A 20,817-nucleotide genomic window follows, 5' to 3' on the forward strand; every position below is an offset into this window, starting at 1 on the left:
AATTGTAGACGTCCTGCGCCGGCCTGTGCAAACGAGCGTCATGGCACGCATTCGGGCGCGCCCTGCATGATCGCGCCCAGGTTGGCAGGGTCGAAGAACTCCGGCACGGTCACGGAACCGGCCATCACGCCGAAAAAGCGCGCCAGCGCCCGTGGCTGGCTTTGCATGGCCTGCGCCAGCGCCCGCATCTCGGGCGGTGGGCTGGTGAGCTGGGCCAGCGTGCAGGTGTAGTCGAACATCGGCGCGATGGTGCGGTTGCGCGCGGCCTCGTAGGTGCTGGCAGCGGTGTCGAGGTTGGCGCCGCTGGTGAGCGAGATCGCATCGGCCAGCATCTCGGCGTCGCGCAGCGCGTCGGCCATGCCTTGCGCCGTGACCGGGTCCTTGTGGCAGCCCGCGTCGCCGATGAGGGCCCAGCCCGGCCCCGCCGACTGGCGGATGAAGTTCGGATTCTTCACCAGCCCCTGCAGGCGCGGTTCGCGAGTGGCGCCATCGAGTTTTTCCCACAGGCCGGGCAGGGCGCGCAGCGTGGCCAGGTAGGCGCCTTCGATGTCGCCGCGCAGGCGCTCGTGTTCCTCCTGCGGCCAGGCCACGTTGATGATGGTGGCCCCGTCGTTGGTGGGCGCTGCCACCGCAAAGCGGCGTACACCGTCGCCGCGCACGTACAGCTCGGCCCTGCCCAGCTCCAGGCCATCCCAGTAGCTGTAGTAATTGCAGGCGTAGCTGGGCCGTTCTTCGAGCATGCGGGCACCGGCCAGGCGCGCCACGGTGGACTGCATGCCGTCGGCGCCCACTACCAGGCGCGCGTTCCATTCGAGCCGCTCGCCGGTGCGCGAGCGCCCGACGACGCCCCGCACGCGCTCGGCGTCGCACAGCAGGCCGTCCACCCGCACGCCCGTGTGCACATGTGCGCCCGCCGCGCGCGCCTGCTCGAGCAGCCAGCTGTCGAACAGGTGGCGGCGCGGGCAGAACGCAAAGCGCTCGCCGTCCACGGCCAGTGGCTCGCCCTCCAGCACCACGCCGTCCAGGTCCAGCAGCATGCCCTGCAGGGCGGGCGCGCCCAGCGCGGCCAGGCCGTCGCGCAGGCCCCAGCCTGCCAGGCGCGCGACCGCGCACTGGTGCAGGTAATGGCCGGACAAGGTATCGCTGGGGAATTCGTCGCGGTCCAGTACCGCGACGGTCATGCCGCGGCGCGCGAGCAGCAGCGCGAGGGCGGCGCCGGCGCAGCGCGCGCCGACGATCACTACGTCGTACATGGTCGATCTCCTGTTGTAAGCAATGCGTGTCGAACCGTCGCCCCGGCGAAAGCCGGGGACCATGCACAGCTCGCGACTTCGGGAACTCAGCATGGGTCCCGGCTTGCGCCGGGACGACGGGGTAGTGGGGAGATCGTACTGACAGCGGGTACCTGCCCGATTGTAAAAATCCGACGACTTCCGGTGATTGGATTTACACTGGCGGCTTTCTTTTTATTAATCAAAGGAAATCATGCCCCGCCTGCCTTCCGTCCTTGCCCTGAGCCTTGCGCTGGCGTTTGGCGTCGCCCATGCGGCCGCCGTCGATGCCGTCCACGCCGATGCCCCCGCCGCCAAGCGCAGCCTGCGCGAGACCTACACCAAGTACGAATTCCGCATCCCGATGCGCGACGGCGTGCGCCTGTTCACGACCGTGTACGTACCCAAGGATTCCTCGCGCCCGTACCCGTTCCTGATCAACCGCACCCCGTACAGCGCGGGTGTGCAGGCCGAAGGCGAGCTGCATTACGGCGAGGACTGGGTACCGGAAGCGATCGGCCCGTCGAAGGAGTTCGAGGATGCGGGCTACATCTTCGTCAAGCAGGACGTGCGCGGCCGCTATATGTCGGAAGGGAAGTGGCAGGAGATGACGCCGCACGTCAATGCCAAACTGGCGGCCGGCGAGGGCACCGAAAGCCAGGACATGCACGACACCGTCGACTGGCTGCTCAAGCACATCCCCAACAACAACGGCAAGGCCGGCATCTACGGCATCAGCTATCCCGGCTTCTACACGGCCGCCAGCATCATCGACTCGCACCCGGCGATCAAGGCGGCCTCGCCGCAGGCGCCGATCGCCGACCTGTACATGGGCGACGACTCCTATCATGGCGGCGCCTTCATGCTGGCCGCGAACTTCGGCTTTTACGCCGCGTTCACGTCCGCGCAAAACCCGACCGCGCTGCCGAAGAAGTGGGAAGGCTTCGACTACGGCCAGGCCGATGGCTACGACTTCTTCCTGCAGCACCTGACGCTGCCGAACATCCTGTCCACCATGACCGACAAGCAGCGCGCGCTGCTGGTGCCGACTATCGAGCACGACACCTACGACGAGTTCTGGAAGATCCGCGCCATCGCCCCGCACATGAAGAACGTGAAGGCCGCCGTGCTGTCGGTTGGCGGCTGGTTCGACGCCGAAGACCCCACCGGCCCGTTCAGCATCTACCACGCGGTCAAGAAGTACAACCCGGCCACCTTCAGCGGCCTGGTGATCGGTCCGTGGGTGCACGGCGGCTGGGCGCGCGGCGAAGGCAAGAGCCTGGGCCACGTGCAGTTCGACAGCAAGACCTCCGAGTACTTCCGCAAGGAGATCCAGTTCCCGTTCTTCGAGGAGCACCTCAAGGGCGCCAAGCCGGCGCGGCCGATCGCCGAAGTGACCGCGTTTGAAACCGGCTCGAACATCTGGCGCCGCTACAGCGCCTGGCCGCCGGTGCAGGCCAAGCCGCGTACGCTGTACTTCGGCGCCGACGGCAAGCTCAGCTGGCAGCAGCCGGCGGCCGGCAGCGCGTACGACGAGTACGTGTCCGACCCGAGGAAACCGGTTCCTTACATCGGCTATGCCACCACCGACGTGCCGCAGGAGTATCCGGTGTCGGACCAGCGCTTCGCCGCGCATCGCCCTGACGTGCTGGTGTACCAGAGCGAGGTGCTGGAAGAGGACCTGACCATCGCCGGCCCGGTCAGGCCGCAGCTGTTCGTCTCGACCACCGGCACCGATTCGGACTGGGTGGTCAAGCTGATCGACGTGTACCCGCAGGAGTACCCGGGCTCGGGCGAGCAGCACGGCCGCCGCGGCGACGTGCCGCCGCCGTCAACGACGATGGCCGGCTACCAGATGCTCGTGCGCGGCAATCCGCTGCGCGGCAAATTCCGCCACAGTTTCGAGAAGCCCGAGCCGTTCACCCCGGGTAAAGTGGAGGAGATCAATTACGACATGGGCAACGTGAACCACTCCTTCCGCCGCGGCCACCGCATCATGGTGCAGGTGCAGAGCTCGTGGTTCCCGCTGATCGACCTGAACCCGCAGACCTTCACCTCGATCCCGCAGGCGAAACCGGAAGACTTCAAGAAGGCGACCCAGCGCGTGTACCACGCACCGGGCACGCCGTCCGGCCTGCAGGTGCTGGTGATGCCGACGCCGTAAGCGCGGGCAGGGCGCCTGCGCCGCGCCCTGGCGCGCAGCTCAGGCGCCGATCCAGGGCAGCCCGTGCTTGCACCAGCCGCCGACGGTCTTGCGATGGCCGTCGGCGTCGCGGTCGCCCTCGAAACCTTCGAGGATGTCGAACGCGTTCGGGTAGCCGATCTCGGTGGCCACACGCGCCGCGTGGCGCGAGCGCACGCCCGAGCGGCACAGGAACAGCAGCACGTCGTCGTGCCGGGCCACCTGCGCCAGCTGCTGCGCGAACTCGGGGTTGGGCACGCCGCCCGGGTACAGGTTCCACTGCACCGCGGCGTGCTGCGCCTCGGGCACGGCCGGGCGGCCCACCCAGTCGCGCTCGGCATTGGTGCGCACGTCCACCAGCTTGACTTTGGGGTCGGCCTGCAGCAGCGCATACGCCTCTTGCGGCGTGACGGCGCCCGCATACGGCTGGCCCGGGGCGCGGGTGCGGGCCTCTTCCAGGATGTGTTCGATAGTGCTCATGTCGGTTCCCTGAGTGGATGCTGCGCGGCAGTGCACGGCGCACCATTTTGGTGCTGCGTCAATAAATTGCACCAATTCAGTGCATGCACCGCCATGGCGCACGCTTCATTTTGTAAGGTGACGCAAAGATTTTATGGGTAAACTGCACGGTTTCCAAAGACAGATTGCGCATTTATTCATGCGCGATGGCTGGCACGGAACCTGCTTTAGTTCAGGCAGTCAACAGTCGCCCGTTGGACCCCGCCTCAGGCTGACACCCGTTTTCACTTAGGAGATACGAATGGCAAAGACCGCCGCAGACGTAATGGACATGGTTAAGGAGCACGAAGTCAAGTTCGTGGATTTCCGTTTCGCGGACACCCGCGGCAAAGAGCAACACGTGACCGTTCCCGTGTCTCACTTCGACCTGGACAAGTTCGAGTCCGGCCACGCCTTCGACGGCTCGTCGATCGCCGGCTGGAAGGGTATCGAAGCATCGGACATGCTGCTGATGCCGGACCCGTCCACCGCCAACATCGACCCGTTCATGGAAGAGACCACCCTCTTCATGCAGTGCGACGTGATCGAACCGTCGGACGGCAAGGGCTACGACCGCGACCCGCGCTCGATCGCCAAGCGCGCCGAAGCCTACCTGAAGTCGTCGGGCGTGGGCGACACCGCCTACTTCGGCCCGGAACCCGAGTTCTTCATCTTTGACTCGGTGCGCTGGAAGATCGACATGTCGGGCTGCTTCGTCAAGATCGATTCGGAAGAGTCGTCGTGGGCCACCGACAAGGAAATCGAAGGCGGCAACAGCGGCCACCGTCCGACCGTCAAGGGCGGCTACTTCCCGGTCCCGCCGGTCGACAGCTTCCAGGACATGCGCTCGGAAATGAGCCTGATCATCGAATCGATGGGCATCCCGGTCGAAGTGCACCACCACGAAGTGGCCGGCGCCGGCCAGAACGAACTGGGCACCAAGTTCTCGACCCTGGTCGAGCGCGCCGACTGGACCCAGACCATGAAGTACGTGATCTGGAACGTGGCCCACAGCTACGGCAAGACCGCCACCTTCATGCCCAAGCCTATCGTGGGCGACAACGGCTCGGGCATGCACGTGCACCAGTCGATCTGGAAGGACGGCAAGAACCTGTTCGCGGGCGACGGCTATGCCGGCCTGTCCGAGACCGCGCTGTACTACATCGGCGGCATCATCAAGCACGCCAAGGCCCTGAACGCGATCACCAACCCGGGCACCAACTCGTACAAGCGCCTGGTGCCGGGCTACGAAGCGCCGGTCAAGCTGGCCTACTCGGCCCGCAACCGCTCGGCCTCGATCCGCATCCCGCACGTGGCCAACCCGAAGGGCCGCCGCGTCGAAGTGCGCTTCCCGGACCCGCTGGCCAACGTCTACCTGTGCTTCGCCGCGCTGCTGATGGCTGGCCTGGACGGCATCCAGAACAAGATCCACCCGGGCGAGGCGGCATCGAAGGACCTGTACCACCTGCCGCCGGAAGAAGATGCAAAGATCCCGACCGTGTGCGCATCGCTGGAAGAAGCGCTGGCTGCACTGAACGCGGACCGCGAGTTCCTGACCCGCGGCGGCGTGTTCACCGACTCGATGATCGACGCTTACATCGAGCTCAAGATGCAGGAAGTGCAACGCATGCGCATGACCACGCACCCGGTTGAATTCGACATGTACTACTCGTCGTAATCGCCACGCGCATGTGCGAAAAAACGGGGAGGGCCGGCAGGCTTTCCCCGTTTTTTTTCGTGGATGCGGTATATTCGGGCTGGTTCGAATTCATGCACGGGTTCGCCGTGCCGCTTGACAGATGGGAATGACAACACTGATGCGCCGCCTGCCTGGCGCCGCGCCGCTGCTGGCGGCCGGGCTGTTCGCGCTCGTTCCGGCGCAGGCCCAGTCGACGGTGTACAAGTGCGTCGACGAGCGCGGCCGCATCGAGTTCACCGACACGGCCAAGCGCGGCTGCAAGCCGCTCGACCTGCCGGGCTTCATCTCCGCGCCGCCGCTGCGCCAGGCGCCCGCGCGCCAGGCCGGCAACGGCCGCCCGGCGGCAACGCCGCCCGCGGCCAGCAGCCCGGCCAGCTTCCCGCGCGTGAGCAGCTACGAACAAAAGGCACGCGACGACGATCGCCGCGGCATCCTCAACGAGGAACTGCGCAACGAGGAGAAGAAGCTGGCCGACCTCAAGCGCGACTTCAACAATGGCGAGCCCGAGCGCCAGGGCAACGAGAAGAACTACGCCAAGTACCAGGAGCGCGTGGCCCAGATGCGCGACGATATCGCGCGTTCCGAGCGCAACGTCGAAGCCTTGAAGCGCGAGATCGCCAACATCAAATGATCATCCAATGAGCGCACCCGACCCGGCCCCCGGCCGCTTCAATGGCCTCGAACTGCTGGCCTCCGCCGTGCTGCTGGTGGACGGCGAAGGCGCGGTGCGCTACGCGAACCCGGCTGCCGAAAACCTGATCGAAACCTCCCAGAAGCAGCTCACGCGCTCGACCCTGCTCACACTGTTCACCAACGGCGCCGAGCTGGCCGACCTGTGCCGCGAGGCGCTTGCGCACCGCTGGTCCGACCGCCGCCAGGACCTCACGCTCGAGCGCACCGGACGCGAGCCGCTGCACGTGCACACGATCGTCTCGAGCGCGGGCGAGAACGAGGTGGTCATCGAGCTGCGCGAGAACGTGCAGCAGAAGAAGCTCGACCGCGAGGAGCGCATGCTCGACCAGAGCCAGGCCAACAAGGAGCTGATCCGCAACCTGGCGCACGAGATCAAGAACCCGCTCGGCGGCATCCGCGGCGCGGCCCAGCTGCTCGAGCTGGAGCTGCCGCCGGCCCACGCGGCCGAGCTGTCCGAATACACGCAGGTGATCATCAAGGAGGCCGACCGCCTGCAAGTGCTGGTGGACCGCCTGCTGGCGCCGCACCGCCGCCCGCACATCGTGGGCGACGTCAACATCCACGAAGTGTGCGAGCGCGTCAGGAGCCTGATCCAGGCCGAGTTCCCCACCGGGCTGACCATCAAGCGCGACTACGACACCTCGATCCCCGAGTTCCGCGGCGACCGCGAGCAGCTGATCCAGACCGTGCTCAACATCGCGCACAACGCCGCCCAGGCGCTCGCGCCGCGCATTGCGGCCGGCGACGCCGAGATCATCCTGCGCACCCGCGTGGCGCGCCAGGTCACGCTGGCCAAGGTTCGCTACGGGCTGGCATTAGACTTGCATATCATCGACAATGGACCGGGCATCGCACCCGAAATCCGCGACCGCATGTTCTACCCGCTCGTGTCGGGCAGGTCGGGCGGCAGTGGACTGGGGCTGACACTGGCACAGACCTTCGTGCAGCAGCACATGGGCGTGATCGAGTGCGAAAGCCGGCCTGGACTGACGGATTTCCGCATTCTGCTGCCGCTGCCATAAGCGCGGCGCGCCGGTGTCCCTGTCCAATGTCGAACCACACAAGCGCGGGAACACGAAACACATGAAACCAATCTGGATTGTCGACGACGACGCATCGATCCGCTGGGTGCTGGAAAAGGCGCTGGCGCGCGATGGGCTGGACACGAAGAGTTTCGCCAGCGCGCGCGAGGCACTGGCCGCGTTCGAGCGCGAGACGCCGCAGGTGCTGGTGTCGGACATTCGCATGCCCGGCGAATCCGGGCTCGACCTGCTGCAGGCGGTCAAGGACAAGCACCCGGGCCTGCCGGTCATCGTGATCACGGCATTCTCGGACCTCGATTCGGCAGTCGCCTCGTTCCAGGGCGGCGCCTTCGATTACCTGGCCAAGCCGTTCGACATCGACAAGGCGGTGGCCCTGATCCGGCGTGCGCTCGAGGAGAGCCTGCGCGAGGAGGCCAGCGTCGAGAACATGCCGGCCGAGACGCCCGAGATCCTTGGCCACGCGCCGGCGATGCAGGAGGTGTTTCGCGCCATCGGCCGGCTGTCGCAGTCGAACGTGACGGTCCTGATCACCGGCGAATCGGGCAGCGGCAAGGAGCTGGTGGCGCGCGCGCTGCACAAGCACAGCCCGCGCGCAAGCGAGCCGTTCGTGGCGATTAACACCGCCGCCATCCCCAAGGACCTGCTCGAATCGGAGCTGTTCGGCCACGAGCGCGGCGCGTTCACGGGCGCGCAAGCGATGCGGCGCGGCCGCTTCGAGCAGGCCGAGGGCGGCACGCTGTTCCTCGACGAGATCGGCGACATGCCGTTCGACCTGCAGACGCGCCTGCTGCGCGTGCTCTCGGACGGCCACTTCTACCGAGTGGGCGGCCACCAGCCGGTCAAGGCCAACGTGCGCGTGATCGCGGCCACCCACCAGAACCTGGAACAGCGCGTGCGCGACGGGCTGTTTCGCGAGGACTTGTACCACCGCCTGAACGTGATCCGCCTGCGCCTGCCGCCGCTGCGCGAGCGGCGCGAGGACATTCCGCTGCTGGCGCGCCACTTTTTGGTGCAAAGCGCGCACCAGCTTGGGGTGGAACCCAAGCGCTTGTCGGATGAAGCGGTGAACTACCTGGCCACGCTGGAACTGCCCGGCAATGTGCGCCAGCTCGAAAACCTGTGCAACTGGATCACGGTGATGGCGCCGGGCCAGATGGTCGAAGTCAAGGACCTGCCGCGCGACCTGGCCACCGAGACGGCGGGGCTGCCTGCCGTGAGCGCGCTGCCGGCGCCCGCGCAAGGGGAGGTCGCGGGCGTGCCCATGACGGTGCCGCCGGCGCCCGACGGCTGGACCGGGCTGCTGGAGCTGCAGGCGGCCAGCATGCTCAGTGCCGGCAACCACGAGATCATGGACGTGCTGGGGCGGCAGTTCGAGTCGGCGCTGATCAAGGCCGCGCTCAAGTTCACGCACGGGCGCAAGAACGACGCGGCGCAGCGGCTGGGCATCGGGCGCAACACCATCACGCGCAAGATCGCAGAGCTCGGCATCGACGGCGCGCGCGACGACGGCTGATTCGCCCTGGGGTTGGAATTACGCGAGCCGGTGCATTTGTAACGGCCCGCCCGCAACCTCAGCATGTCATCCCGGCCTTCGCCGGGATGACGGTGCTTGGGTTGCGGGTGCTTTTTCCCGCGAGTGGGTGCGCTGGAGCACGACGTTTGATCTCACGGATGGTGTAAGCTCCGTTTATCCGTGTCTGCCCTTCGTCCTCATGCTGATTAACTGCGTCGCCTACCAGGAAGGTAAAAAGCTCTCCGACATCCCGGTCGAGGACATCAGCGACTATCTCGCCAAGCCCGGCTGCTTCGTCTGGGTGGCGCTGCGCGACGCCGACGAGGCCGAGATGGCCAAGATGCAGGAGGAGTTTGGCCTGCACGAACTGGCCGTGGAAGACGCGATGCGCGGCCACCAGCGTCCCAAGATCGAGGAATATGGCGAGTCGGTGTTCGCGGTGATGCACACGGTCGAACTGAAGGACGGCGAACTGGCGCTGGGCGAGGTCGCGGTCTTCGCCGGCCCCAACTATGTGCTGTCGGTGCGGCGCGACTCGCTGCAGGGCTTTCTGGGCGTGCGCGCGCGCGCCGAGCGCGAGCCGCACCTGCTGAAAAAAGGCTCCGGCTTCGTCCTATATGCACTGATGGACGCGGTGGTGGACCGCTACTTCCCGGTCATCGAGGCGCTGGAGGAGGAGCTGGACCATATCGAGGAGCGCATCTTCCGCGGCCGCGCGCAGCGCGAGAACGTGGAGCAGCTGTATGACCTGAAGCGCAAGTCGCTCACGCTGCGCCACGCCGTCACGCCGCTGCTGGAGGCGGTCGGGCGCCTGCACGGCGGGCGCGTGCCCACGCTGGCCACCAAGGTGCAGGACTACTTCCGCGACGTGCAGGACCACCTGTTTCGCATCAACGGGCGCCTGGATACCATCCGCGACACGATCAGCACCGCGATCCAGGTGAACCTGTCGCTGGTGACGATCAGCGAGGGCGAGGTGACCAAGCGGCTGGCGTCATGGGCGGCCATCTTTGCCGTGTTCACCGCGTTCGCCGGCCTGTGGGGCATGAACTTCGAATTCATGCCCGAGCTGCACTGGCACTACGGCTACCCGGTCGCGGTGGCGATCATGGTGGTGGTGTGCGGCTACCTCTACTACCGCTTCAAGAAATCCGGCTGGCTGTAGGGTGGGCAGGTCTCCTGCCCACGCGTTCAGCTCACGCCTGCACTGGTTGAACGCGTGGGTGTTCAGCTGGCCACTGGCCAGCTTCACCCCGCCCACCCGACGGATCGTTCAGCGGTGTGGGGAAGCGAAGATCCTCTTCGGGCACATCGCGTGCACACCCACATTGCCGTCCACCAGCTGCGTGATCTCCATGTCCACCGCCGCGCTGGACAGCATGTAGGCGTCGTCGCGCGACAGGTGCTTTTCCTCCATCAGGAACTTGATCATGTCGCGCAGCGCGAGCTCGGTCGCTTCCTTCAGGTCCTTGGAAAAGCCCATCGAGATGTAGTGGGTCGGCGTTTCGGCGCGCGGCCACACCAGGTGGCGGTTCTTGTGCACCACGAAGCGGAAGGTGCCGGACAGGTAGGTCTCCAGCGCCGTGATGTCCACCTCGCCGTTGCCCTGCGCCGCGTGGCCGTCGCCGGCCTCGAACAGCGCGCCCTTCACCGCAACCGGAATGTACAGCGTGGTGCCGGCCACCAGCTCCTTGTTGTCCAGGTTGCCGGCGTGCGCGAACGGCGGCGCGCTGTCGATCTTGCCGCCGGCAGGGGCCACGCCCATGCTGCCGAAGAAGGGCCTGAGCGGGATCTCGATGCCGGGGCCGAAGTGGCCGATCATGTTCTTGCGATCCAGGGGAATGATCTTCGACCCGCTGTACGGGTAGTCCATCGGCAGGAAGCCCTTGCCCAGCCCGAAGGCGTTGCACGCGAAGTCCGCGTCCAGGTCCACCTTCAGGATCTGCACTTCCAGCACGTCGCCCGGCTCGGCTTCGGCGATCGCCACCGGCCCGGTCAGGATGTGGCCGCCCGGCCCCTTGTCCGTCACCTCCTCGTAGATCGCGGCGGTGTAGGGCGGGATCTGCTCGGGCTTTACGCCGCGCTCGATCATGCGCTCGGGCGAGCCGCAGGTGGACAGGGTTTGCATGCGCACCGTGTCGCCGGAATGCACGGTCAGCGCCGGCTTGGCCAGGCCCGAGTAGTAGCCCCACGCCACGGTGGAGGGCGTGGCGGGCAGCACGTAGTCGGCGGCAAACAGCGGCGAGCAGGCGAGGGCGAGCAGGGGCAGGGCAAGGCGGCGCATCGGCAGGGCTTTCGTGGGCGGGTTGGCAACCGGACTAGTCTACGCACCGGCCCGGTTGCTGTCCACACTCAGGCGTCGCGCGTTCCGGTCCAGGCGCTGGCGCCCGAGGCCAGCATCACCAGCGCGATCGCGAGCCACTGGATGGCGCCCAGGCGCTCGCCCAGCACCGCGAAACCGGCCAGTGCGCTGACCGCCGGCGACGAGCTGACCATGATGCCGAACACGCGGCGCGGCAGGCGCCGCAGCGCGATCATCTCCAGCGTGTAGGGCAGGGCCGAGGACAGCACCGCGACGGCCAGGCCGCCCACCAGCACGTTTGGTGCGAGCAGGCTGCTGCCGGCGTAGAAGGCCCCCACCGGCACGATGAACAGGCTGGCCGCCAGCATGCCCCAGGCCACCACGCCGCCGCCCTGCACGGACGATGCGCGCTTGCCGAAAACGATGTACAGCGCCCAGCACGCCGCCGCGCCGAACGCATACGCGATGCCTTTGGGGTCCAGGTCGGCGGCGCCGGCATGCAGCGGCAGCAGCAGCCACAGGCCGAACGCGGCGCAGGCAAGCCAGCTGAAATCGCGCGGGCGGCGCGAGGACAGCAGCACCAGCGCCAGTGGCCCGGTCACCTCGATCGCCACTGCGATCCCGATCGGGATCAGCGCGAACGCGCGGTAGATCAGCAGATTCATGCAGCCGAGCGTGACGCCGTACAGCAGCAGCGTGGGCAGCTCGGCGCGCGTGGGCAGGCCGCGCCACGGCCGCAACCAGCCCAGCAGGATCAGCGCGGACAGGCCCACGCGCAGCGCCACCACGCCTTCGCTGCCCACCAGCGGGAACAGGTGCTTGGCGAAGGCCGCGCCGGCGTACTGCGACACCATGGCCGCAGCCACCGCCAGCGCGGGCACGAAGGGATTGCCGGTGGTGCTGGCCACGCCTTACGCGACCATCGAGCGGGCCACCGCTTCGGCCACGCGGATGCCGTCGATGGCGGCCGACATGATGCCGCCCGCGTAGCCCGCGCCCTCGCCGGCCGGGAACAGGCCGTGCGTGTTCAGGCTTTGCAGGGTGTCGTCGTCGCGCTTGATGCGGATCGGCGACGAGGTGCGCGTCTCCACGCCGGTGAGCACCGCGTCTTGCTTGTAGTAGCCCTTGATCTGCTTGTCGAAGGCGACGAAGGCCTCGCGCATGGCGGTGATCGCATACTCGGGCAGGGCGGTGGACAGGTCGGTCAGGTGCACCGCCGGCTTGAACGACGGGATCACCGAGCCGAACTCTGTCGACGCACGGCCGGCCACGAAATCGCCCATCAGCTGGCCCGGTGCGTCGTAATTGCCGCCGCCCAGCACAAAGGCGCGCGACTCCAGCTCGCGCTGGAACGCGATGCCTGCCAGCGGGTGGCCAGGATAGTCGGCCGGCGTGATGCCGACCACGATCGCGCTGTTGGCGTTGCGCTCATTACGGGAGTACTGGCTCATGCCGTTGGTGACCACGCGTCCTTCCTCCGACGACGCTGCCACCACCGTGCCGCCCGGGCACATGCAGAAGCTGTACACCGAGCGCCCATTGGAGGCGTGGTGCACGATCTTGTAGTCGGCCGCGCCGAGGATCTCGTTGCCCGCGTTCGGACCGAAGCGGCACACGTCGATCAGCGACTGCGGGTGTTCGACCCGGAAACCGATCGAGAACGGCTTGGCCTCGACGTACACGCCGCGCTCGTACAGCATCTGGAAGGTGTCGCGCGCGCTGTGGCCCACCGCCGCGACCAGGTGGCGCGTGGGGATGGTTTCGCCATTGGCCAGCACCACCCCGCGCAGTTGGCGCGCCGCGCCTTCGCCTTCGACCAGGATGTCGGTCACGCGCGTTTCGAAGCGGATCTCGCCGCCAAGGTCGATGATCTTCTGGCGCAGGTGCTCGACCATTTTCACCAGGCGGAAGGTGCCGATGTGCGGCTTGGAGACGTACAGGATTTCCTCCGGCGCCCCGGCCTCGACGAACTCGGTCAGCACCTTGCGCCCGTAGTGCTTGGGATCCTTGATCTGGGTGTACAGCTTGCCGTCCGAGAAGGTGCCGGCGCCGCCTTCGCCGAACTGCACGTTCGATTCGGTGTTGAGCTTGCGCTGGCGCCAGAAACCGAAGGTGTCGACGGTGCGCTCGCGCACGATCTTGCCACGCTCGAGCACGATCGGGCGCATGCCCATCTGGGCCAGGATCAGCGCCGCGAACAGGCCGCACGGGCCCATGCCGATCACCACAGGGCGTTCGCTGCCCGGCGGCAGCATGCTGGCGTTGGCCACGAAGTGGTAGCCCATGTCCGGCGTGACGCCGATGTGCGGGTCGCCGTGGTGACGTTGCAGCACCTCCTGTTCGTCGGCCACCTCGGCATCGATCGTGTAGATCAGCACGATGGCCGATTTGCGGCGCGCGTCGTAGGCGCGCTTGTGCACGTTGTAGTGGCGCAGCGCTTGCTGGCCGATGCCGAGCCGCTCTGCAATCGCGCGCGGCAGGGCGTCGTCGGCGTGGTCGAGGGGAAGCTTCAGTTCAGTGATTCGCAGCATGTTCGGTTCCTGGGGCAATCCGCTATTTTACCTGCGGCGCAGATGCAGCGGAAAAACCTTCGCCCGCCAAAACCGGGAAAGCGCGAGAGGTATGTATGTTTCGATAATCCATGTTTTTGCGTGCAGTCTTTACTCAAAAGTGTTGGTTTTTAATCGTCCATTAATTGTTCGATTGACATTAAGCAATTGATTGTGTTCCCATTCAGCCCTCACGTATGGACATACAGATCCGTACCGAGCCGGCACCGGAATGGTCGGGCAACCGGCAGGAAGAGAAAAAACAGCAATCCCAAGCAAATGCCAAGGAGATGTAAATCATGTTGAAAATGAAGTCGATGCCCTTCGCGATCGCGTCCGTGATCGCCAGCGGCGCGCTGTTTGCGACCCCTGCGTTCGCACAGCAAGATGGCCAAAACATCCAGCGCGTGGTCGTGACCGGCTCCCTGATCAGCCGTACCGACACCGAGACCACGGCCCCGGTGCAAGTGCTGACCGCCGCCGACATCCAGAAGAGCGGCAAGACCTCGGTCGCCGAGCTGCTGACCGACCTGGCCGCCAACGGCGCCGGCACCCTGGGCACCGGCTTCGCTGGCGCGTTCGCGAACGGCGCCACCGGCGTGTCGCTGCGCGGCCTGACCGTCGGCGCAACCCTGGTGCTGATCGACGGCCACCGCATGGCCTCGTATCCGCTGTCGGACGACTCGCAGCGTTCCTTCGTGGACGTCTCCTCGATCCCGTTCGACGCGATTGAATCGATCGAAATCCTGAAGAGCGGCGCATCGTCGCTGTACGGTTCGGACGCCATCGCCGGCGTGGTCAACATCAAGCTGAAGAAAAACCTGACCGGCACCCGCCTGGGCGCCGAGACCGGCAACACCCAGCACGGCGGCGGCAAGACCCACCGCGCTTCGTTCAGCACCGGCTTCGGCGACCTGGACGCAGACGGCTACAACGCCTACGTGACGGCCGAATGGCGCCGCCAGGGCGCGATCAAGATGTCCGACCGCGAAATGTTCCAGTGGGACAACGCGGACTGGCGCTCGCGCGGCGGTAACAACCTGAACCTGGGCGTGCCGACCAGCCTGAACGGCAAGCTGGCAGCGACCAACGTTCCGTTCCTGTACAACCCGGCAGGCACCAACCCGGCCGGCGTGGCCAACGTCGACAACCCGGCCAACTACCAGTTCCTGACTTCGGACTGCGACTTTGCCAAGTACCGTGCCGGTGGCTGCGCCGTGCGCAACACCTTCTCGTACATCGCGCCGCCGACCGAAAACGTCAACGTGATGGCCGGCTTCACCAAGAAGCTGGCGGGCGACTGGGAACTGGGCCTGAAGGCTTCGATGTTCCAGCGTAACAGCATCAACAACCGCGGCGCCAACCCGCTGGCCTACAACCCGACCACCTTCGGCGGCACCACCACCTACTGGGACGGCGTGCTGACCAGCGGCATCGGCCGCGTGGCAAGCACCCTGATCCCGGCCACCGCTTCGTTCAACAAGCTGGGCGCGGCCGCCCGCATGTACGGCTATGTCCCGGGCGTGGATCCGACCATCACCCGCGACAACACCTCGAAGAGCACCCGCTTCGCGGCTGACCTGCGCGGCAACGCCTTCGGCTGGGACATCAACGCCGCCGCCGGCCTGACCAAGGTTGCGCTGGACATCGACTACAGCGGTTACCTCGACCGCTCCGCGTTGTACGCCGCGATCAACGCATACGGCGCGAACCCGAACGATCCGAACGGCTGGAACCCGGCAGGCGGCAACTCGCCGGCCCTGGTCGACAAGATCTCGCCGCGCTTCTCCAACCACATGGAATCGAAGCTGAACTACGTGGACGTGGTCGGCTCGCGCGAACTGATGCAACTGGGCGCCGGCCCGCTGGCCCTGGCAGTGGGCGTGCACTGGCACAAGCGTGAGCAGAACGCGCCGCCGTCGGAGATGTCGCGCATCGGCCGCACCGGCAACACCGACGCGTTCGTGATCGGCAAGGAAACCAACAGCGCGATCTTCGCCGAGCTGCAGGCTACCCCGATCAAGAACCTGGAACTGGACTTCTCGAGCCGCTACGACCACTACGACACCTACGGCAACTCGTTCACGCCGGCAGCCAAGTTCAAGTTCACCCCGTCGCAGATGATCGGCTTCCGCGGCAGCTACGAGCGCGGCTTCCGCGCCCCGAACCCGGCCGAGACCGGCAATGCCGGTTCGTTCTTCACGTTTAACGTGATCAACGACCCGATCAACTGCAAAGGCGGCAAGAACACCAACGCCGGCAGTGTCGTGACCGGCGCTTGCGCGATCAACCCGACCTACGTGCAGACCACCGGCGGCAACCTGGCACCGGAGAAGTCGGACTCGTACAACTTCGGCATCATCATCGAGCCGCTGAAGAACCTGAACGCGTCGCTGGACTACTACAACATCAAGGTGAAGAACCAGATCGTGACCGCAGCCGGCAACGATCCGACCTTCTTCCCGGATTTCGCCCGTGGCCCGATCACCCCGGTCGACATCTCGAACGGCGACGGCACCAGCCACGTTGGCCTGCCGGCAGCTGGTCCGATCCTGTACGCGAAGTCGCCGTACATCAACCTGGGCGGCACCAAGACCAGCGGCATCGAGGCTGACGTGCGCTACCGCTGGAACATGGGCGACCTGGGCACCCTGCGTGCCGGCCTGTCGGTCAACCACGTGTTCAGCTACATCACCGAAGCAGCTGACGGCGTGACCTATCAGCTGGCCGGCACCCATGGCCCGTCGGTCGTCGGTGGCGCCACCGGTAACCCGAAAGACCGCGCCCAGTTCACCCTGGGTTGGACCCGCGGCCCGCTGGACGTGACCGGCACGATGAACTACGTGAGCGACTTCTCGAGCCTGGATCCGTCGGTGGGCGGTACTGACTGCGCCTCGACCGCCGGTGACGTTGGTGGCCGTAACTTCTTCCAGAACCTGGTCCAGCCGGGCAACTACTGCCACGTTGCGTCGTTCACCACGACCAACCTGAACGTGCAGTACAAGCTCAGCAAGAACCTGACCCTGAAGGGTTCGATCCTGAACCTGTTCGACCGTCAGCCGCCGATCGACGTTTCGACCTACGGCAACGCTGGCGCGCAGACTGCGTATAACGCATCGCTGCACCAGGCTGGCGCAATCGGCCGCTTCTACAGCCTCGGCCTGAACTACACGTTCTAACCGACGGCTGGGCACGGCGGCGCGCAGCTGCCGCCGTGCACGGTTGGCCCGATGGCGGGCCGGCCCGGTTCTCGTGACCGGCCGGCCCGCCATTTTTCTTTCTGCGGTGACTATTGGTTGCAATCCAATACAATTTGTGCAGCGCGGACTGATAGACTCGTGGGTCGGCAGGCTACCAAGCTGGTCGCTCGCATTATCCGATTAACTGAAGGAGAAGAACTTGAGGAAACTGATTTTTGCCGCGGTCGGTGTCGCCGCGCTGGCTGGCTGCGCGAGCACCGACGGCGGCCAGGTGGCCAGCCAGGAACAGACCTACACCCCGTTGGGCACCTTTGTCCCGCGCAAGAATGTGAAAGTGGCTGATGAGCGCAAATTCATGGACAAAGAGGAGTTCCAGCGCCAGCAGCAGATGATGTCCGATCCCCAGGGCGGCAAATAAGGGCCCGGCGCCTGCCGCCAAACGGCATCGCTGCGCCGAACGCGGCGCCACGCACACCGCCCCGCCAGGGGCGGTTTTCATTTGGGCCGCCGCACCGTCGAACCCGGCCGGGGAAGGGCCAAATGTGATGCAATGTCACAAGATTGTCAAACAAAGCTTCCTCACAATGTATTTATATTTTTACAATCTGTTGTTTTTGACGGCAGCTACAAATTGTTACTTGATTCGCGATTATTAGCATGTTCACATTGCCGACTTGTTACCGGTCGTGAGGGACACACGCGGCGCCGGACGCAATCCGGGCGCCAGGCCGGTAGCGGCTGAACCGGGCCTATGTTGGGCACGGGGCATTACCTAAAGGAAATCAAATGCTAAGAAAAACCGTGTTGGTACATGCTTTGTCGATTGCCTTTGGCGCTGCGGCGCTCAGTGTTGCGGTGGTGGAGCCCGCAATGGCGCAATCGAACGCTTCGGGTAACGTTTACGGTCGTGTCGACGGCGCTGCCGGTGCAACGGTCGTGCTCAGTAACACGGAAACCGGCCTGCGCCGCACCGTGACGCCTGACGCCAGCGGCCGCTACCAGGCCTCTGCCATGCCGCCGGGCCACTACAAGGTCGAGTTGATGCGCGAGGGCAAAGTCGTCAACACCACCGAGGTGGACGTGCTGATCGGCCAGGGCGTGGATGCCTCGTTCAGCAACGTGGCGAAGGTCGAAATCACCGCCCGCCGCAGCCGCATCGACGTATCGAGCGCCAACAACGGCGCCACCTTCACCGCCAAGGAACTGGCCCAGCTGCCGATCCAGCAGAGCGTCTCGGCAATCGTCCAGCTCGCCCCGAACACCACCCGCGCCGACCCGCGCTATGCGGCCGGCGCCTCGTTCGGCGGCGGCGGCGCTTCCGAGAACGCCTACTACATCAACGGCTTCCCGGTCACCAACCCGCTGACCCAGCTCGGCGCGTCCGAGCTGCCGTTCGGCGCGATCGCCCAGGCCCAGGTGCTGACCGGCGGCTTCGGCGCCGAGTTCGGCCGTTCGATCGGTGGCGTGATGAACATCACCACCAAGTCCGGCACCAACAACTGGGAAGCCGGCGCCCAGGCCAGCATCGAGCCGAACGGGCTGCGCTCGAAGGCGCGCAATGTGTACTACGCGCACAACGACCAGCCCACCGACGGCACCCTGTATGCCAAGAACGACCTGACCAGCGACAGCCAGAACCGCGTCGGCGCCTACGTGGGCGGCCCGATCATCGAGGACAAGCTGTTCATGTTCATCGCCGCCGAGCGCACCAACCAGAAGCGCGACGGTGTGGCGCGCACCTCGGACGAAGCTGATACCGATGGCAGTCTCTCGTCGGGCTGGCTGCACCGCAAGAACACCACCACCCGCTACCTGGCCAAGTTTGACTGGAACATCAACGACAACCATCGGCTGGAGTGGACCTCGATCGGCGACAAGCCGGAGTCGGACCTGCGCTACTCGGACTTCAACTACAACACCTTCGCGCACACCGGCAAGGTCGTTTCGGGCGGCCATTACGAAAGCGTGGCCAACATCACCCCGACCATCGGCGCCAAGACCAACATCCTGCGCTACACCGGCAACCTGACCGATGCCCTGACCCTGCAGGTGCTGTACGGCGAGAACAAGACCGACCACGTCAACGACCGCATGGGCTACAACCCGACGGTGCCGGGCATCACCTTCGACAGCCAGGCCGCCAAGGCGCCCGGCCTGACCTACAACAACCCGCAGCCGTTCGCCGGCCAGCGCATCAACACGGACTACTCGTACGACAAGGTCAAGTCGACCCGCGTGGACCTGGAGTGGAAGCTGGGCGACCACACGCTGCGCGCCGGTATCGACGACAACAAGCTCTCGTCGTATGGCGCGGGCGACCTGACGCCGGGCGGGTTCACCTGGACCTACTTCAAGACCGACACCCCGAACGACCTGCAGTCGCTGACCGGCTACAAGACCAAGGTCAACAATGGTTCGGGCCCGCTGGCCGCCGCCGGCTACTACGTGCGCAAGCAGATCTTCGAAGACGTGACGGCCGCGTTCTCGAACCAGTCGGCGCAGTACCTGGAAGACCGCTGGCAGCTGACCAAGGACCTCCTGGTCACCGGCGGCGTGCGCATCGAGCAGTACAAGAACCTGAACGGCGAGCGCCAGGCGTTCCTGAAAATGGACAACCAGATCAACCCGCGCGTGTCGGCGGTCTGGGATGCCTACGGCGACGCCAGCCTGAAGGTGTTCGGCTCGCTGGGCCGTTACTCGATCCAGATCCCGACCCACATCGCGATCCGCGGCGCCTCGCGTTCGACCTACACCCGCACCTTCTACACCTACACGGGCGTGGGCGCGGACGGCCAGCCGACCGGCCTCACCGCGCTGACTCCGCTGGTGTCGCCGGACAACGAGTTTGGCCAGGCCAAGCTGCCCGAGACGGTGGCCGCGCAGAACCTGAAGCCGTCCTACCAGGATGAGTTCACGCTCGGCTTCGAGCGCATGTACTCGCCGGAGCTGAACTTCGGCGCCAAAGTCACCTACCGCAAGCTGCGCACCACGATCGACGACTGGTGCGACCAGCGTCCGTTCGACGCCTGGGCAGCCGCGCATAACGTGAACGAGGACAACTGGGCGGGCTTCATGTGCGCCTCGATCAACCCGGGCCAGACCAACGACTTCCTGGTCGACTTCTCCGGCACCGGCAAGAACCTGACCCCGGTGTCGCTGTCGGCCAAGGAGATGGGCTTCGGCAAGCCGGAGCGCACCTACAGCGCGCTCGACCTGTTCCTCGAGCACCCGATGCGCAATGGCTGGTACGGCAAGGTGAACTACACCTGGTCGCGCAGCAAGGGCAATACCGAAGGCCAGACCCTGTCCGCGGTGGCCCAGACCGACGTGGCGGCGACCCAGACCTGGGACCACTACGAGATCATGGAGTACGCCAACGGCGTGCTGCCGAACGACCGCACGCACCAGATCAAGGCCTACGGCTACTGGGAAGTGACGCCTGAGTGGATCCTGGGCGGCAACTTCCTGGCCGCCTCGGGCATGCCGATCACCTGCCTGGGTACCTATCCGATCGACAAGCAGACCGACGGCTTCCCGGACTACGGCGCGGCCTACCACTACTGCTTCGGCCCGTCCGGCGCAAACCCGCCGTCGCCGCAAGGCTCGGCCGGCCGCCTGCCGTGGGACGTGCGCCTGGATGCGTCGCTCACCTACCGTCCGGCCGCGGTCAAGGGCCTGTCGTTCAAGGTGGACGTGTTCAACGTGCTCAACAAGCAGACGGTGCAGCAGGTCGACCAGCTGTACAACACCGACGACGGCAGCCGCAACCCGACCTGGAACACCCCGGGCGCGTTCGTCGGCTACACCGCGCCGCGTTCGGCCCGCTTCACGGTGGAGTACAACCACCGCTTCTGATCAACCAGCGCG

The 20,817-nt window shown here is 65.9% G+C and carries 14 protein-coding genes; 9 read left to right on the forward strand and 5 right to left on the reverse strand.

Annotated features, from left to right (window positions below; genetic code table 11):
* Nucleotides 1-38 precede the first annotated feature (38 nt).
* A complete protein-coding gene (locus NX773_RS08735) occupies nt 39-1,253 on the reverse strand; it encodes an NAD(P)/FAD-dependent oxidoreductase (RefSeq protein ID WP_258855964.1) in 1,215 nt (404 codons plus the stop codon).
* 232 nt (nt 1,254-1,485) lie between these two features.
* On the opposite strand from NX773_RS08735, the gene NX773_RS08740 reads away from it, so the two are divergent.
* Nucleotides 1,486-3,435: a CocE/NonD family hydrolase gene (locus NX773_RS08740; protein ID WP_258855965.1), complete on the forward strand. Its 1,950-nt coding sequence runs from the start codon at nt 1,486-1,488 to the stop codon at nt 3,433-3,435.
* 39 nt (nt 3,436-3,474) lie between these two features.
* Here the strand turns inward: NX773_RS08740 and NX773_RS08745 are convergent, their stop codons facing one another.
* A complete protein-coding gene (locus NX773_RS08745; protein WP_258855966.1) occupies nt 3,475-3,933 on the reverse strand; it encodes a rhodanese-like domain-containing protein in 459 nt (152 codons plus the stop codon).
* 280 nt (nt 3,934-4,213) lie between these two features.
* On the opposite strand from NX773_RS08745, the gene glnA reads away from it, so the two are divergent.
* The 5 genes from glnA (at nt 4,214) to corA (ending at nt 10,064) form a co-directional block, all read left to right on the forward strand.
* Nucleotides 4,214-5,629: a type I glutamate--ammonia ligase gene (gene glnA, locus NX773_RS08750; RefSeq protein ID WP_258824053.1), complete on the forward strand. Its 1,416-nt coding sequence runs from the start codon at nt 4,214-4,216 to the stop codon at nt 5,627-5,629.
* 127 nt (nt 5,630-5,756) lie between these two features.
* Nucleotides 5,757-6,281 carry a DUF4124 domain-containing protein gene (locus NX773_RS08755; RefSeq protein WP_307728516.1) on the forward strand — a complete coding sequence of 175 codons (525 nt, stop codon included), beginning with the start codon at nt 5,757-5,759 and terminating at the stop codon, nt 6,279-6,281.
* Between the two features lie 7 nt (nt 6,282-6,288).
* Nucleotides 6,289-7,365 (forward strand): nitrogen regulation protein NR(II), encoded by a 1,077-nt coding sequence (glnL, locus tag NX773_RS08760; protein ID WP_258855967.1) that lies wholly within the window; start codon nt 6,289-6,291, stop codon nt 7,363-7,365.
* A gap of 61 nt (nt 7,366-7,426) precedes the next feature.
* Nucleotides 7,427-8,899 (forward strand): nitrogen regulation protein NR(I), encoded by a 1,473-nt coding sequence (ntrC, locus tag NX773_RS08765; RefSeq protein WP_258855968.1) that lies wholly within the window; start codon nt 7,427-7,429, stop codon nt 8,897-8,899.
* A 199-nt stretch (nt 8,900-9,098) separates the two neighbouring features.
* Nucleotides 9,099-10,064: a magnesium/cobalt transporter CorA gene (gene corA, locus NX773_RS08770; protein WP_258855969.1), complete on the forward strand. Its 966-nt coding sequence runs from the start codon at nt 9,099-9,101 to the stop codon at nt 10,062-10,064.
* A gap of 108 nt (nt 10,065-10,172) precedes the next feature.
* Here the strand turns inward: corA and NX773_RS08775 are convergent, their stop codons facing one another.
* The 3 genes from NX773_RS08775 to NX773_RS08785 all read right to left on the reverse strand — a co-directional run bounded on the left by NX773_RS08775 (nt 10,173) and on the right by NX773_RS08785 (nt 13,732).
* Entirely contained in the window at nt 10,173-11,183 is a 1,011-nt protein-coding gene (locus NX773_RS08775) for an acetamidase/formamidase family protein (protein WP_258855970.1), read from the reverse strand.
* 68 nt (nt 11,184-11,251) lie between these two features.
* Nucleotides 11,252-12,109, reverse strand: coding sequence for an EamA family transporter (locus NX773_RS08780; RefSeq protein ID WP_370662235.1), 858 nt, complete (start codon nt 12,107-12,109; stop codon nt 11,252-11,254).
* 3 nt (nt 12,110-12,112) lie between these two features.
* Nucleotides 12,113-13,732 carry an NAD(P)/FAD-dependent oxidoreductase gene (locus tag NX773_RS08785; protein ID WP_258855971.1) on the reverse strand — a complete coding sequence of 540 codons (1,620 nt, stop codon included), beginning with the start codon at nt 13,730-13,732 and terminating at the stop codon, nt 12,113-12,115.
* A gap of 317 nt (nt 13,733-14,049) precedes the next feature.
* Between NX773_RS08785 and NX773_RS08790 the strand changes: the two genes are divergently transcribed.
* From NX773_RS08790 to NX773_RS08800, 3 genes are all read left to right on the forward strand, one after another.
* Complete coding sequence (locus tag NX773_RS08790; RefSeq protein WP_258855972.1) at nt 14,050-16,929, forward strand: TonB-dependent receptor domain-containing protein; 2,880 nt, start codon at nt 14,050-14,052, stop codon at nt 16,927-16,929.
* Between the two features lie 220 nt (nt 16,930-17,149).
* Nucleotides 17,150-17,368: a lipoprotein gene (locus tag NX773_RS08795; protein ID WP_258855973.1), complete on the forward strand. Its 219-nt coding sequence runs from the start codon at nt 17,150-17,152 to the stop codon at nt 17,366-17,368.
* A gap of 368 nt (nt 17,369-17,736) precedes the next feature.
* A complete protein-coding gene (locus NX773_RS08800; protein ID WP_258855974.1) occupies nt 17,737-20,805 on the forward strand; it encodes a TonB-dependent receptor in 3,069 nt (1,022 codons plus the stop codon).
* The last annotated feature ends 12 nt before the right edge of the window (nt 20,806-20,817 follow it).

Origin of the sequence: Massilia solisilvae, assembly GCF_024753215.1 — a bacterium.
Taxonomy (GTDB): Bacteria; Pseudomonadota; Gammaproteobacteria; order Burkholderiales; family Burkholderiaceae_D; genus Telluria; species Telluria solisilvae.

Coding starts and splice junctions, on each gene's coding strand:
- NX773_RS08735 (WP_258855964.1), bottom strand. CDS start 1,253: ATGTACGACGTAGTGATCGTCGGCGCGCGCTGCGCCGGCGCCGCCCTC.
- NX773_RS08740 (WP_258855965.1), top strand. CDS start 1,486: ATGCCCCGCCTGCCTTCCGTCCTTGCCCTGAGCCTTGCGCTGGCGTTT.
- NX773_RS08745 (WP_258855966.1), bottom strand. CDS start 3,933: ATGAGCACTATCGAACACATCCTGGAAGAGGCCCGCACCCGCGCCCCG.
- glnA (WP_258824053.1), top strand. CDS start 4,214: ATGGCAAAGACCGCCGCAGACGTAATGGACATGGTTAAGGAGCACGAA.
- NX773_RS08755 (WP_307728516.1), top strand. CDS start 5,757: ATGACAACACTGATGCGCCGCCTGCCTGGCGCCGCGCCGCTGCTGGCG.
- glnL (WP_258855967.1), top strand. CDS start 6,289: ATGAGCGCACCCGACCCGGCCCCCGGCCGCTTCAATGGCCTCGAACTG.
- ntrC (WP_258855968.1), top strand. CDS start 7,427: ATGAAACCAATCTGGATTGTCGACGACGACGCATCGATCCGCTGGGTG.
- corA (WP_258855969.1), top strand. CDS start 9,099: ATGCTGATTAACTGCGTCGCCTACCAGGAAGGTAAAAAGCTCTCCGAC.
- NX773_RS08775 (WP_258855970.1), bottom strand. CDS start 11,183: ATGCGCCGCCTTGCCCTGCCCCTGCTCGCCCTCGCCTGCTCGCCGCTG.
- NX773_RS08785 (WP_258855971.1), bottom strand. CDS start 13,732: ATGCTGCGAATCACTGAACTGAAGCTTCCCCTCGACCACGCCGACGAC.
- NX773_RS08790 (WP_258855972.1), top strand. CDS start 14,050: ATGTTGAAAATGAAGTCGATGCCCTTCGCGATCGCGTCCGTGATCGCC.
- NX773_RS08800 (WP_258855974.1), top strand. CDS start 17,737: ATGCTAAGAAAAACCGTGTTGGTACATGCTTTGTCGATTGCCTTTGGC.